The 15,152-nt window shown below is 38.3% G+C and carries 10 protein-coding genes; 6 read left to right on the forward strand and 4 right to left on the reverse strand.

Annotated features, from left to right (window positions below; translation table 11 throughout):
- The first annotated feature begins 64 nt into the window (after positions 1–64).
- Positions 65–550: an SRPBCC family protein gene (locus tag BUL40_RS06680; RefSeq protein WP_080318581.1), complete on the forward strand. Its 486-nt coding sequence runs from the start codon at positions 65–67 to the stop codon at positions 548–550.
- A 235-nt stretch (positions 551–785) separates the two neighbouring features.
- On the opposite strand, the gene BUL40_RS06685 is transcribed toward BUL40_RS06680, so the two are convergent.
- The 4 genes from BUL40_RS06685 to BUL40_RS06700 form a co-directional block, all read right to left on the reverse strand.
- Positions 786–1,559 carry a 3-keto-disaccharide hydrolase gene (locus BUL40_RS06685; RefSeq protein ID WP_080318582.1) on the reverse strand — a complete coding sequence of 258 codons (774 nt, stop codon included), beginning with the start codon at positions 1,557–1,559 and terminating at the stop codon, positions 786–788.
- A 210-nt stretch (positions 1,560–1,769) separates the two neighbouring features.
- Positions 1,770–5,156: a ThuA domain-containing protein gene (locus BUL40_RS06690; protein ID WP_080318583.1), complete on the reverse strand. Its 3,387-nt coding sequence runs from the start codon at positions 5,154–5,156 to the stop codon at positions 1,770–1,772.
- 180 nt (positions 5,157–5,336) lie between these two features.
- Positions 5,337–6,593, reverse strand: a complete 1,257-nt coding sequence (locus tag BUL40_RS06695; protein ID WP_080318584.1) for an MFS transporter — start codon at positions 6,591–6,593, stop codon at positions 5,337–5,339.
- Between the two features lie 97 nt (positions 6,594–6,690).
- A complete protein-coding gene (locus BUL40_RS06700) occupies positions 6,691–7,371 on the reverse strand; it encodes a type 1 glutamine amidotransferase domain-containing protein (RefSeq protein ID WP_080318585.1) in 681 nt (226 codons plus the stop codon).
- Positions 7,372–7,734: 363 nt separating this feature from the next.
- On the opposite strand from BUL40_RS06700, the gene BUL40_RS06705 reads away from it, so the two are divergent.
- The 5 genes from BUL40_RS06705 to BUL40_RS06725 all read left to right on the forward strand — a co-directional run bounded on the left by BUL40_RS06705 (position 7,735) and on the right by BUL40_RS06725 (position 15,096).
- Complete coding sequence (locus BUL40_RS06705; RefSeq protein ID WP_080318586.1) at positions 7,735–10,956, forward strand: VPS10 domain-containing protein; 3,222 nt, start codon at positions 7,735–7,737, stop codon at positions 10,954–10,956.
- Positions 10,957–11,029: 73 nt separating this feature from the next.
- Positions 11,030–11,725, forward strand: a complete 696-nt coding sequence (locus BUL40_RS06710; protein ID WP_080318587.1) for a DUF2490 domain-containing protein — start codon at positions 11,030–11,032, stop codon at positions 11,723–11,725.
- 53 nt (positions 11,726–11,778) lie between these two features.
- On the forward strand, positions 11,779–12,993 hold the full coding sequence (locus BUL40_RS06715; protein ID WP_080318588.1) for a bifunctional alpha/beta hydrolase/OsmC family protein: 1,215 nt from the start codon (positions 11,779–11,781) through the stop codon (positions 12,991–12,993).
- A 112-nt stretch (positions 12,994–13,105) separates the two neighbouring features.
- Entirely contained in the window at positions 13,106–13,705 is a 600-nt protein-coding gene (locus BUL40_RS06720) for a superoxide dismutase family protein (protein ID WP_010518902.1), read from the forward strand.
- A gap of 71 nt (positions 13,706–13,776) precedes the next feature.
- Positions 13,777–15,096, forward strand: a complete 1,320-nt coding sequence (locus tag BUL40_RS06725; RefSeq protein ID WP_080318589.1) for an MFS transporter — start codon at positions 13,777–13,779, stop codon at positions 15,094–15,096.
- Positions 15,097–15,152: the final 56 nt, after the last annotated feature.

The raw sequence follows: 15,152 nt of genomic DNA on the forward strand, positions 1-15,152 counted from the left end.
TGACACAAAAAAAAATTATAGTTTGTTCGACTTTTAACGGGAGAAAATTTATAAAATAAACTGTATGAAAACCTTAGCTAAAATTGCGCTTTTTTTTCTTCCGCTTATAGGTTTGGCGCAAAATCCAGACAAAACTTTTGAGGTATCCATTTTATTGGAGACTAGCCCAGAAAACGCATGGAATGCCATAACAGATTTTTCTAATTTTAATACGTGGGACACTAACGTAGTTGCCGTAAAATGTCCAGAAGATGTTAGAAATAATCAAATATGCCAAATGATTTCCAATACTGGAGATATTATTGAGGTAGAATTGGTAGAACGCATAGAAAACCAATCTTACACCATTAGATATAAACTATCTTCCGGTAATTTTTACGTTAAACGTAGTTTAGACAATAAAGACCAACTAAGGTTCACAGAAACTGCATGGTTCACTGGAATATCCAAGAAAACCTTTGAAAAGTATAAAGGGGATAATTATGCTTCTTTAATGAAAAACAGAATACAGTCTTTTAAATCATATCTAGAAAAAGACTTTGGAAAATAAGAAAAGGGCCTAGCGCCCTTTTCTTATTTTGTGATTTGGCCTTAATCATATTGTCTTCTTCACCTCAATGGGCTTCTCTTTACCATTTAATAAAACCATCACCTTACTTAAAAATTTGCTGTATAGCCAATATTAAACCAAATTGCATTACCAATATTTAAGTAAATAAAGGCTTTAACTTTTACAAATACGGCTATGCAGGGACGCATCTTTACTTGCCAAAGGAATTGGTATTTCAAAGTTCACGTATTTTCATATTTCTGAACCATACATCAAAGTACCAATTTTGTAGGGCAATTTTACCTTCTGTATGTTTTCCAAATTCTGGTTTGTCTGCAAATCCCGAACCGTTAACCTGACTTAACCATTTAGAGGATTTAAAATCTTCTTTGGCCGTTAAAACACCGTTTAAATAAAATTCAATTTTGCCGTTTTTTTGTTTTATGGTAGATGTGTTCCACTGGTTGGTAGGTTTAACGTTCACAGGATTTAATTGCTCCTGGAAACCATACAAACAACCTGGACTCTTAAAAGGTTCATTATAATCCATATGGTCTGTATCTAGCATTTGATATTCGGGACCAGAATGGTACGTTTGTAAAATTTCTGGAGATTCCTGTACATTAATAAAAACACCACTATTACCCCTAGCCGAAATTTTCCACTCAAAATTAAGTTCATAATCTTTAAAGGGCCTATTTGTAACCAAATCGCCTCTTACCTTTGATTCATCTGTGGCATTACAATACAACATACCGTCCTTAACTTGCCAAGCGCTATAATTGGTCGAGTCTGGGTTGTTGTACAAATGCCAGCCATCCAACGTCTTTCCATTAAATAGCAAAAGCCAGCCTTGCTTTTTTTCAATTTCCAACAATTGATTGTGTTTTTTATTCGCTTCCGCTACAGCTTTAGTGTTCCATTTTATAGGTGCTTTTTCTGTTTTTCCTTTACAAGAAACAAGAATCGTAAGTAGGGTTATGAATAAGAATTGTACAATTGATTTCATAGGTACAGTTTAGTTTATTGAATAGAAAATTAATATTTAGAGCATTTTTTCAATGGTTTTAGCTAGATTCCTTTTTAAGCGTACATATAGGACACAAAACAATTTAATAATCCAGTCCTGTTTTCATATTCGGTATATAAATTAAATAGCAGTACCAATGTCTAACAAAAAGGTTGGGCTATAACCAACCTTTTTGTGTAACCTATTGTTTTAGTTAAATTGAACGTTAAGCAAAGCCATTGTTCCTAATTCGCTACCTTCCGCTTTATAGGTAATATATAAATCTTCCACTCCTTTTTCTTGGTCATAATTTATGGGGATTACAATAGCAGTCCCCTGCCCCTTGCCCATGCTTGGCTCATATTTACCCGTGCCCACTACGGTACCATTTGTACTACCCAAATGCATTTTAAAAGTAAACGGAATAACAGGTGCTTCTTGCCATCCAGCCATAATCATTGCAGTAGAAAGTCCGTTTAAATCTACCTGAGGTAATTTTAGGTATCCACTGGTATTATTCATTAACAGCAATTCCATTCCATTAAACTGCATGTACTGCAAATTTTCGGTTTCTGTATTCTCAGAAAACCCAACGGTATTACTATTTAATATAATGGTTTTAGACCCAGTTAAAGGTAATGCTTGCGCTGTTCCCCTATCTGTATAACTAGCCGTAAGTACCAAGGCTTCACCCCCGGTCCTGTTTTCAGGATTAATATTTCCTTTTAAGGGTAGCGACTTTTTCTTGTTTTCACCTCCTGTCAAGGATTGAATGTACATTACAATTTGGCTAGCTTCTGCCTCACTTAAATTAGGATGCGCAGGCATGGTTACTTCACCCCAGACACCAGATCCACCACCAATTATTCTAGACATTAAATAATTAGCTGCTCTTCTTTGCCCATCATACTTTTGGGCAACTTCCAAATAGGAGGGGCCTATTGATTTTTCTTTCTCTTTATGACAAGATTTACAATCCAAAGAGGTAGTTAAGGCTTTACCCATAACTGCTCCAGAAACCTGCTGATGTCCTAAATTATCATTGGCCTGGTCCATACCAACCCTATAATCTAAACTAACATAGATATTTTCTTGGTCTACTGCTCCATCTGGATCATCTACCTTAACTTCATATGTAAAAGGTTTTCCCGGTATATAAAAAGAGGAATTTGCACCTTCTATAGTAATAGCAACTTTTGGTCTTTCGTTACCTGCTATAACATCTAAGGCATCACTGGTTACCGCTTCACCATTGGCATCAATTGCGGTAACCATAAGCTTATAGGCACCAGAATCTTTGTAAGCATACGTTACCGTTGGTGCATTAGTCTCCTTAGTGTTTCCATCTCCAAAATCCCATTTATAGCTAATGGCATCTGCTTCCCTGTCATGAGCGGTTACCGTGGCCGTAACCGTTAAAGGCGTGCTACCTGAGTTTTTATCCACAATCATATTGTCTATTACAGGTGGTCTATTGCCTCCATTAAAGTCAATATAGCTTAGGCCACTATCTGGATTTGCAGAAAACCATCCACTTCCATATTCCAATAAATAAACCCTGCCGTCTGGGCTCATTTCCATGTCTATGAGGTTGCTTAATTTTATCTCTGAGCCAAAAGGTTCTACCTTATTTGGTGTTCCATCTTCAAATAGGGTTAAAGCCATCATCCAGTTGCGCATCCAATCATAAATTAAAACCTTACCATCATAATAACCTGGTAAACCACCACCATTGGGGTACAAATCTGAATAATAGGTAGGCCCGGCCATTGCATTTCTTCCGCCAGAAGCAACCTGTGGAAAATCTGGTGTATCTGCATAAGGATAATACATATAGGCAGCTTGTGCAGGTGGCAACTTTGTTAAACCGGTATTGTTTTTAGATTGGTTGATTGGTTCCTCTGGATTAAAAAATTCACCGGATGTACCTGTTGTATAATCATATTCTCTATAAGCAAAATTGTTGCCTATAAACAATGGCCAACCAAAGTTGCCTGGCTTTCTGGCTTGGTTCATTTCGTCATAGCCTTTTGGCCCTCTAGTTGACAAGCTGTCTGCCCTTGCATCTGGCCCTACATCTCCCCAATAGAGATAACCGTTCTTTGGGTCTACCGAAATTCTATACGGATTTCTATGCCCCATGGTATAAATTTCTGGTCTTGTTTTAGCGGTTCCTTCTGGAAACAAATTTCCCTTGGGAATGCTATAACTACCATCTTCATTTACCTTGATCCTTAAAATTTTACCGCGTAAATCGTTGGTATTGGCAGAGGTTCTCCTAGCATCGTACTGCTCCTTACCAGGTATATCATTTAAAGGTGCATATCCACTATTTACGTACTTTGCCCCATCTTCGTTAAACGGTGTGCTGTTATCTCCAGTAGATAAATACAATAAATTGTCAGGACCAAAAGCTATAGAACCACCAGTATGGCAGCAAATTTCCCGCTGGCTGTCTACCTCTAAAATAATTTGTTCACTTTCAAGATCAAAAACATTAGCTACAAATTTAAAGCGAGACAATCTGTTAACCCACTTATCACCAGTTGGTGCGTAATAAACATACACCCAATTGTTCTGTTCAAAATTTGGGTCTTTTTGTAATCCCATTAAGCCCTCTTCTGCATTTACCCCAGGGGTTTCTAAAGTCTTATGGTATACATCAAACTTGGCTACCTCGGTTAAACTTTTGTCCGCATCTTTATATAAAAGTACCTCTCCCCTACGTTGCCCAATCAATACATCATTATTTGGCAAAACGGTCATTTCTGTTGGTTCATAAAACTGACCTCTTGACAAAACAACTTTAGAAAAACGGTCTTGTTCTGGTGGATATTGAGTTTTCGCAAGTGTGTAATCTAGATTTAAATTTTCGCCAATGGCGTATTGGATACCCCCTAATAGATGCTTTAAAAACAATTCTTCTGAAAAGCTTTCATCTGTATGTCCTGCAGCTGTGTAGAAAGCCCTTCCACCGTCATAGTTATGATACCAGCTCATAGGATGGTTTTCCCCATTGGCCCCACCTTCATAAGTACGCTCATCTACCGTCATTAATACAGTAACATCTGGGTTTAAGTTTTTAAAATTGTACAATTCGTCTGTTCTAGACCAAATACTATCCGTAAAAAATTCCGTTGCTGGATGATTGGTATTCTTTATATGAAAATCAGCCTGGGGTGTGCCGCTAGGGTGACTAAGAAACTGCCCTCCTACTAGTTTCTTATACCAACCCCAGTCATACTCCGTATCCGTGGCGGCATGCACTCCTACAAAACCTCCGCCGGCTTGTATATAGCGCTCAAAAGCAGCCTCTTGTGTGGCATCTAAAATATTTCCGGTTGTACTTAAAAAAACAATAGCTGAAAATTGCTCTAGATATTCGTCTGTGAACAATTCTGCATTTTTTGTGGTGTCTACGGCAAAGCCGTTTTCTTTGCCCAATTTTTGTATTGCGGTTATACCTGCTGGTATAGAGCTATGGACAAATCCTTCAGTTTTGGAGAATACTAAAACTTTAGGTTCTCCTTTTCGTTTGTTGGTGCAGCTTACTACTAAAAAAACAATAGTAGTTATAGTTAGAATCAGTTTTTTCATACTTCAATAATAACATAGAATTCAGCCTTATACAAGTAAATTAACAAGACTAAACCACATATATTGTGAAATTGAAAAACACGGCGTCAGTAAATTATTGATTTGATTAGTATAGCAGGAAAATCCTATTTATATAATTCACGAATAATTTTCGTAAAATTTTTTAACGCAAGAATAGACTTAGCGCAACTTAGCATACTTACTATCGTATAAATAAGCAGCCAAACCACCAGTTAGTGAGAAAAGTGACAGCATCATAAAAACAATTTGATGCCCTTTTATACCAGGATAGGTGTCTAGGAAGTATCCATAAAGCGGGCCTGCAAAAATATCGGGTGTATAGCCAACCAAAGAAATTAATCCTACTGCTGTTCCTGTTAATGCCAATGGAATATTGCCTAATCTTAAAATTGAAAAATAAAGTGCCCTACAGGCATAAACCCCTATACCTACCGTAAAAACGGCCATAAAGAACAAAATAGTTTTATTGGCAACAACTAATCCAGAAGCGAACAGTAAACCACCTATTACACAAACAGCAAAACCTAAAATTAAAATTTTGGTTAGTTTAAAACGGTCTGCAAATACACCTAAAGCTATTCCTGTTATAGGTCTTAAAAACTGAAGAAACGTTCCTGTTTTTGCCGACTCTACTTGATTTTGGCCCATTACTTCTTCTGCATACAAAGAGATAACATCTGTAATTTTATAGCCTACATAGCCACAACAGATAATTACCATTAATAACCAAACAGACCTTAGCCGCAACAATTGCTTTATTTCTATCCATTTAATTTTTTCTTGAGTCTTTTCCTCTTCTATGGTAATATGCTTCATATAACGCCATACAAGAACCCCGATAATGCTTATTAAAAAAGAAGTTGTGTAGATTACTTGTGCAAAAGCTTTTTTCTTAACCATTGGGCCAATATCTTCTGGTGAACCGGGTAACATAACCGAAAATATAAGTACGCCCAACAACCCAAATAGAGCTCCGGTAAGTCCTCTACCGCCATCTAAGAAACTAAAAGCCCTACCTTGTAATGTAGCACCACCCCAAACACGTGTAGCTTTTATCATAGGCGCCCAAAACAGAAATATCGTTGTAAAACCCCACCAACCATACACTATTTGTAAAACCCAAAGTTGCGGAAATTGAGCATAAACCAAACCTCCCAAAGCGGTTAACCATAAGGCCATAGCTATTAATTTTCTGGGCGCATATTTGTCTGCCAAAGGTCCTCCCAACAAATAAGAAATCATGGCCACAATGCCATAAATAGAAAAGCAAAGACCCAACTCTACATTAGAAAGCTCAAAGGCATCCATAACGGTAGGTCTAAAAATACGTGTAAGTACAAAGGGTAAAATAAATATAGCTTCGCCAGATAATACCAATAGTAAAAGGTAGAGCCAGTTTTGGTTAGGTTTTCCCAAAGTTGTTTGATTTGCATTAAAAATGATGAAATCCTAGACCAAAAACAAAAAAAGCGCAGGAAAATCCTGCGCTTTAATCTCTGAACTAAAACAACACTTAATTCAACCTTCTCAACAACATCTCTGCTACAAGTTCAGAGGAGGCGGGGTTTTGTCCTGTTATCAACAATCCATCTTCAATGGCATATTCGCTCCAATCATCTTTCTTGGAATACACCCCACCTTTTTCTTTTAACATATCTTCTACCAGAAATGGTACCACATCTGTTAATTGTACTGCTTCTTCTTCTGTATTGGTAAAACCAGTTACTTGTTTACCTTTTACCAACGGTTCTCCATTTTGGTCCTTTACGTTTTTAAATACCCCTGGTGCATGGCACACGGCAGCAACAGGCTTGTTAGAGGAGTAAAAACTTTCTATTAAAGTTGCGCTAGTTTCACTTTCCGCCAAGTCCCACAGCGGTCCGTGACCTCCAGGATAAAATACTGCATCAAAATCATCAGCATTTACTTCTGTGAGTTTTTTGGTGTTCGCCATCAACTCCATTGTTTCTTTATCTTCAAAATAGCGCTTAGTGGCAGGAGTTTGAAAATCTGGTTCATTACTTTTTGGGTCTATAGGTGGCTGTCCGCCTTTTGGTGAAGCTAGCGTTACGTTTACCCCTTTATCTTTTAACAAATAATAGGGAGCTGCAAACTCTTCTACCCAAAATCCCGTCTTTTCTCCTGTATTTCCTAATTCGTCATGACTGGTCAATACAAACAACACATTTTTCATATCTCTTTTTCTTTTGTTATCAATAAATTATAGTACAAAATTAGTGGCCATGGCCCTGCTTTTTATTGATGTAGGTCAATATTTAAATATTTATAAATTATTTAAGATGATGGTTCTAGATTACCATAAATACTAACGCTATTGCAAGAATTGCGTTAACAAGCTTTTAAGATATACGATGCCTGTTTTTGGTATCTTTAGGCGACTAATTAATCCAATCCAGAATGATAAAAGACAAATTGTCTTGCCAAGGTATGCCGCCTAGTTATAATATTACTACTGCTAATATCCCAGGCCTAAAAAGGAGCCGATTAAATTAGCATCCGTTTAACTCAAAATAGCTAATTCGACAAACCTTTAAAAATGAAAAAACCGATTCTTCTTTTACTGTGTCTTGCAGTAAGCTGCCTAAGTTTTGGGCAGGAATTTTCCATGGAGCTACTCCAGGACATTAAACCTAGAAATATTGGCCCAGCTGGCATGAGTGGGCGTGTTACCACTATTGACGTAGTTACGGACCAACCAGATGTTATGTATGTTGGTACCGCATCTGGAGGTTTATGGAAATCTACTTCTGGTGGCATTAAATGGGAGCCTATTTTTGATCATGAGCTTACCGCCTCTATTGGTGCGGTTGCCATACAACAAAGCAACCCATCCGTAATTTGGGTAGGTACCGGAGAAGGTAACCCTAGAAACAGTTTAAATGGTGGTTATGGGGTCTATAAATCCTTGGACGGTGGTAAAAGCTGGATGAGCATGGGGCTTGAGAAAACTAGGCACATACATCGTATTTTAATAGACCCTACAGACCCAAATACCGTGTATGTTGGCGCTATTGGTTCTCCTTGGGGTATTCATGAAGAAAGAGGCGTATACAAAACCACGGATGGTGGTAAAACTTGGAAGAAAATTTTATACACCAATCCTAAATCTGGTGTTGCAGATATGGTAATGGACCCAAGTAATCCAAACAAAATTTTGGTGGCTATGTGGGAGCATAAGCGCGACCCTTGGTTTTTTAAATCTGGTGGTGAAGGCAGTGGCCTGTATATGACCCATGATGGTGGAGAAAATTGGAAAAAACTTAGCAATGAAGATGGTTTGCCAAAGGGCGAATTGGGCCGTATTGGTTTGGCTATAGCAAAGAACAAACCCAACATTGTTTATGCGTTGGTAGAAGCTAAGAAAAATGCATTGTACAAGTCTATCGATGGCGGTTTTAAATGGAAAAAAGTCAATGATAAAGAAGAAATTGGCAACCGTCCTTTTTATTACTCGGACATTCGTGTAGACCCAGAAAACGAAAACCGTTTAATCTCTGTATTTACTTACGTAAATGTTTCTGAAGACGGTGGTAAAAGCTTTACTGCTTTAATGCCCGCCTACGGTGTTGCCAATGGGGTACACCCAGACCATCATGCATTTTACATTCACCCAGAGAATGGCCAATTTATGATAGATGGTAATGACGGTGGTTTAAACATTTCTAAAGATGGAGGTAAAACCTGGCGTTTTATTGGCAACCTACCTGTAGCACAGTTTTATCATATTAGCGTAGATAATGAGTATCCGTATAACGTGTACGGCGGTATGCAAGATAATGGTTCTTGGAGAGGACCTGCTTACGTTTGGAAAGCCCAAGGTATACGTAACAGTTATTGGCAAGAAATTGCGTTTGGTGATGGGTTTGATGTGGTACCAGACAAAGACAACAGCCAATATGGTTATGCAATGAGCCAACAAGGATTTGTAAGCCGTTACGATTGGAAAACGGGTAACAATTACATTGTACGCCCAACACCACCAGACGCGGACACCAAACTTCGTTTTAACTGGAATGCCGGTATTGGGCAAGACCCGTTCGATAATAGCACGGTTTATTTTGGAAGTCAGTTTGTGCACAAGTCTACCGACAAAGGGTTGACCTGGCAGGTAATCTCTCCAGATTTAACCACAAACGACCCAGAAAAGCAAAAACAAAGTGAAAGTGGTGGTTTAACTATGGATGCTACTGGCGCGGAAAATCACTGTACGGTATTGGTAATAGAACCTTCACCGGTAGAAAAAGACATGCTTTGGGTGGGTACCGATGATGGTCGTGTGCATATTACGCAAAACGGCGGACAAACTTGGACAGAAGTAACAGCTAATCTTAAGGGTCTACCTAAAGGAAGTTGGATTCCACAAATTAAGGCCTCACAAAAAAACAAGGGCGAAGCTTTATTAATCGCTAACGATTATAGACGTTTTAATTACACACCATACGCTTACAGAACTAAGGATTATGGTAAAACATGGACCCGTATTGTAGATGGAAACGATGTAGAAAGCTATACGCTTTCTATAATAGAAGACCCAGAAAATCCAAATCTAGTCTTCTTAGGTACGGATGATGGTTTGTATGTGTCTTTCAATGCAGGTGAAAAATGGCAAAAATGGGGTAAATCTTTCCCTACAGTTTCTACAAAAGATTTAGCTATACACCCAAGAGAGCAAGATTTGGTCATAGGAACATTTGGTAGGGCCGCTTGGGTTTTAGACGATATTAGACCTTTACGTGCTATTGCCAAGGACATGAGCATTCTTAATAAAGAAGTAGCCCTTTTTGAGAGTCCAACCGCCTATTTAGCATCATACCAACAACCCACAGGTAGCAGATTTGGTGCAGATGCATTGTACAATGCAGAGAACAGAGAATATGGGGCTATGCTAACCTATTTCTTAAAAGAAGGCAGCAAAAAGGCAGATAAAGCAGCAAAAAAAGAAGAAAAGGAAGATGCTGAGGAGGCGGAAACTAACCAAAAAGAAATGACGGGTGTTCAGAAAAAAGATTCTGTCCAGTTCGATATTATTGATGGAGACCGTCTAATACGTACCCTTAAAATTAAAACACCAGAAAAGGCGGGCTTTCATAGGTTATATTGGAACATGGACGAGAAAGGCCCAGACCGCCCTTCAAGAAGAATCAGCAAAGGTAAAAGAGAACGTGGAGGGGTTACGGTTAAACCAGGAACTTATCGCGTACAGGTAAGTCATGGAACAACCATGGACGAAACCACAATTAAAGTAGAAACCGACCCAAGATTGGATGTAGATATGGCTTCTGTGAATGAAGTTTACAATACCGCCAAGCAGTTACAGGATTTTACACAAACCGCTGCAGATGCCGTAAAGCAATTGGTAGAAAGTAAAGAATTGGCCAACAGCTTTAAAAAAGATATGCAGGACTTAGATAAAGAAAAGTTCAAAGAACAAATAAAAGCATCTAAAGAAATTGTAAAAGAAATTGATAGTGTTATAGCTTTATATATTGGTAAAGAAGATAAGCGCCAAGGTATTACCCGTAATCCAGAAATTACCGTAATGAATAGAATTGGTACAGCTTCTGGCTATATCCAGAGTAGGCAAACAGGCATTACCAATACAGAACGTCAGTTACTAAAATTTGCGGAAGATGAATTAACCACCGCTTTAGAAAAAACCAATACCTTTTTTAATCAGAAGTGGAAACCCTATCAAAGCAGCATTAAAGCTTTGGATTTATCGCCCTTTAAGGAGGTAAAAACATTTAGTTTAAAATAGTAACCCAATAGGTCCATTCCCACAAAGGGAATGGACCTATTATTTAACATCTTATAGAATTACATAGAGGCTTATGAAAAAGTTAATAGCTCTTGGACTATTATTAACCTCACTTTTTACCCATTCCCAAATTAACGGAGAAGGTGAGTTAGGTGCATGGTACATGTATTTTGGTACCAACAAGCTCGCAGAAAAATGGAGCTTACATACCGAGGCACAATTTAGATATTTTGAAACTACAGATAACTTTAACCAGTTATTGCTGCGTACCGGAGCCAATTACCATATTAACCAAGATGCTATTGCAACCCTAGGTTATGGATTTATTGAAACAGACGGTAGCTTTTTAAATTTGCCAGGAGAGACCAATAGTAAAGAACACCGAATTTTTGAACAGTTTATTTTAAAAAATAAAGTTTGGGAATTGCTATTTGAACACCGGTATCGTCTAGAACAACGTTTTTTGGAGTTTGCCAATAACACTACGGATACGCAACACCGTGCACGTTATCGCCTGCAAGTTACACTCCCCTTGACCAATACCTTTTTCTTAAATTTTTACGATGAATTATTCATTAACCTGCAAGACGATTTGTTTGGTCAAAACCGCCTTTACGGTGCTTTAGGTGTACATGTAACGGAAAACAGCAGCGTGCAAATTGGTTACTTAAGAAACCAATTTACCAATGCGGTTTATGATAGACTCCAGATAGGAATCTTCTATAATCCCGACTTATCTGGTCTCTTTAAAAAGAAATCTAAAAGTTAACATTTCAGGGCATTAAACACCACTTACTTTGGCCTTGTTAAAAATAAATAGTTATGAAAACGGACAAAGTTAAGTTTACCAATAATAAAGGCCAGCAATTAGTTGGTCTTTTAGAATTTCCTGTTAATAGGCATCCGCACAATTTTGTGCTTTTTGCACATTGCTTTACCTGCACTAAAAACCTTTTGGCCATAAAAAACATTTCTAGAGGCTTAACCGCCAACGGGTTTGGAGTGTTACGATTTGATTTTACTGGATTGGGAGAAAGTGAAGGCGACTTTGCGGATACCAATTTTTCTGGTAACGTGGAAGATTTAATAGCAGCTGCAAATTTTCTAGGTAAAACATACCAAGCACCACGTCTATTAGTAGGCCATTCCTTAGGGGGCGCAGCCGTTTTACAAGCTGCCGCTAAATTAGATTCTGTAATAGCAGTAGCTACCATAGGGGCACCTAGCCATCCAAAGCATGTAAAACATCTTTTTAAATCAGATTTAGAAAAAATAAACACAACCGGAAATGCGGTTGTAAATTTAGGCGGAAGGGATTTCACAATTAAAAGACAATTTATATCGGACTTAGAGGAACATGGGGCAAAAGAGGCCATAAAAAACTTAAGAAAACCCCTGCTAGTAATGCATTCGCCACAAGATACCGTTGTAGGTATTAAAAATGCAGAAGAAATTTATACCGCAGCGCATCACCCCAAAAGTTATGTTTCCCTGGATGGTGCAGACCACTTATTATCCCGCCAAGAAGATTCTCTATATTCAGGAAACCTAATTGGTACCTGGGCCGCACGTTATGTGGATATTACCAAGGAGGCCTCGGTAAAAACCACACACGAAGTTGTAGCCAGTTTGGATAGTGAAGATAATTTTACAACGCAAATGAAAGTGGGCGACCATTTTATGGTAGCAGATGAGCCTATTTCTTTTGGAGGCAATAACTTTGGCCCTTCACCTTATGAAATGGTATCTGCCGGCCTATCTGCTTGTACCGCTATGACCGTACAAATGTATGCCAAACGCAAAAGTTGGCCTTTAACAAATATAGAGGTGCATACAACGTACAGCAAAGAGCATGCTTTAGACTGCGAAAGTTGCGAAGAAGCCGGTTCAAAAATTGATACGTTTAATAGGTTTATAAGGTTTACAGGTAATTTAACTACGGCACAGCAAGACAAATTATTGGAAATTGCTGATAAATGCCCTGTTCACAGAACTTTGCAAACCAAAACCCAGATTATTACAAAGAAAATTAATTAGACTTACCAATAGAGCACATAGTTTTTACAATTGTGCTAAGAATGATTTACTCCATTTTTGATTTGAGCCGCTTATTTTTTTACTTTTAACAAAATCTAAAAGTCTATTACAAATGAAAAAACTAGCAATATTACCCTTAGCCACTTTACTTATAGCCCTAGGCAGTTGTAAAGAAGCTAAAAAAGAAACCAAAGAAGGCATGCAAGAGGTAGAGGAAAGCATGGATAAAGTAGTTGAAGAGGTTACCAATGAAATTGAAGTGGAAAAAATTACTTTTACCCTTGAGCCAAAAAGCGATAGCAATGTAAATGGGGAAGCTACTTTTGAATCTAATGGAGAAAAAGTTATGATGATTGCCAAACTATCTGGGTTAACACCTGGAGAGCACGCCATACATTTACACGAAAAGGCAGATTGTTCTTCTGCGGATGGAAAATCTACTGGCGGCCACTGGAACCCTACATTTAAGCCACATGGTAAGTGGGGCGCAGAGGAAGGCTACCACAAAGGGGATATTGGTAACTTTACAGCAGACGAGGAAGGAAACGCAACCGTTGAATTTGCTACAGACGAATGGTGTATTGGCTGTGAAGATGAAACCAAGAATATATTAGGTAAAGCGGTTATCGTGCACCAAGGCGTGGACGACTATACTTCACAACCAAGTGGAGCTGCCGGAGCAAGAGTAGCTTGTACGGGGATAATCCAATAAAAAGAACATCAAATTAGAAAACCGCTCTTAAGAGCGGTTTTTTTGTGCATAATACCAAACCTTTAATCCTCTTGAAACGAAGCAAAACAAATTCAAGGTTCTTACAAATAATAAACCCCGCCAAAAGCCCAATTTTTTATGGTTATATTATCTTGCTAGTAGGCACCATTGGTGTCTATTTTAGTATTCCTGGGCAAACAATAGGCGTTTCCGTATTTACAGACCCCGTTAAAGATGCATTGGGGCTTACCCGCAACCAATTTAGCAATGCGTACATGATCGGTACCATCCTTAGCTCCTTGACTATTGGCCGGGCGGGTGTTTGGTTTGATAAATATGGTGCTATAATCGTAGCATTTGGAGCTGCGGTTTTATTGGGAATAACAGTACTTTTATGCTCCGTTTCTACCATTTTAAGCGAAAGCTTGGCTACACTTTTAAATAGCCCTAGTTGGTGGATTCCCTTTGGTGTAATGATTGTCTTATTTTATTTACTTCGATTTTCTGGGCAAGGTGTTTTAACCATGGCGTCAAGAAATGTGATCATGATTTGGTTTGATGCGCATAGAGGAAAAGTTAATATGTTTACCAGTATTGCGCTTTCCTTTGGTTTCTCCTCATCACCATTATGGATTAACTACTTAATAGAAGGTCATGGTTGGCAACAAGCGTGGCAATTTATGGGTATAGCCCTATTGTGTTTCTCAATTTTAATTCTACTTTTTTACAAAAACAAACCAGAAGACCATGGGCTTCACCCAGACGGTAAACAGTCTAGCAAACCAAGGCAACAAACAGCCTCTGTAAACACGTACAAACAATTTACACTAAAAGAAGCCAAACAAACAAGGGCCTTTTGGGTGTATGGGCTAATGCTCGCCTTTAATAGTTTTTTCATTACAGGATTAACCTTTCACGTAATTTCTATATTTACTACACAAGGCTATGAAAAAGAAGATGCCATAGCCATATTCTTGCCCGCTTCCGTAATTTCGGTTTGCACCTCTACCCTATTTAATTGGCTAAGTGATAAGCTTCAGCTTAAAACTTTATTACACCTAATGCAGTTTGGTGGCATTATTTGCTCTATAGGTTTTTTAATTTTAGACTCTAAAGTTGGTGTTCTTCTTCTAATTATAGGTTTTGGCTTAATGGGCGGATTATTTGCCGTACTTAATACGGTAACCTGGCCCAGATTTTATGGACGTGATTTTTTGGGGGCAATTACCAGCCGGGTCATGAGTTTTTTAATTTTGGGTAGTGCCTTGGCCCCATCTTTATTTAGCCTATGTTACTCCTATTTAGGGAGCTACAACCCAATTGGATACCTAGGATTGGCATTCGTAAGCTTTTTAGTAGTGGCTAGTATCCATGCCAAAAATCCACAATAGCTATTTTGTGTAAATTGAGTGTGATGGTTATTGCACAAGCCATTTTTCTTTTGCTA

This window comes from Croceivirga radicis, assembly GCF_002072105.2.
Lineage (GTDB): Bacteria > Bacteroidota > Bacteroidia > Flavobacteriales > Flavobacteriaceae > Croceivirga > Croceivirga radicis.

Coding starts and splice junctions, on each gene's coding strand:
- BUL40_RS06690 (WP_080318583.1), bottom strand. CDS start 5,156: ATGAAAAAACTGATTCTAACTATAACTACTATTGTTTTTTTAGTAGTA.
- BUL40_RS06685 (WP_080318582.1), bottom strand. CDS start 1,559: ATGAAATCAATTGTACAATTCTTATTCATAACCCTACTTACGATTCTT.
- BUL40_RS06720 (WP_010518902.1), top strand. CDS start 13,106: ATGAAAAAACTAGCAATATTACCCTTAGCCACTTTACTTATAGCCCTA.
- BUL40_RS06715 (WP_080318588.1), top strand. CDS start 11,779: ATGAAAACGGACAAAGTTAAGTTTACCAATAATAAAGGCCAGCAATTA.
- BUL40_RS06705 (WP_080318586.1), top strand. CDS start 7,735: ATGAAAAAACCGATTCTTCTTTTACTGTGTCTTGCAGTAAGCTGCCTA.
- BUL40_RS06700 (WP_080318585.1), bottom strand. CDS start 7,371: ATGAAAAATGTGTTGTTTGTATTGACCAGTCATGACGAATTAGGAAAT.
- BUL40_RS06710 (WP_080318587.1), top strand. CDS start 11,030: ATGAAAAAGTTAATAGCTCTTGGACTATTATTAACCTCACTTTTTACC.
- BUL40_RS06680 (WP_080318581.1), top strand. CDS start 65: ATGAAAACCTTAGCTAAAATTGCGCTTTTTTTTCTTCCGCTTATAGGT.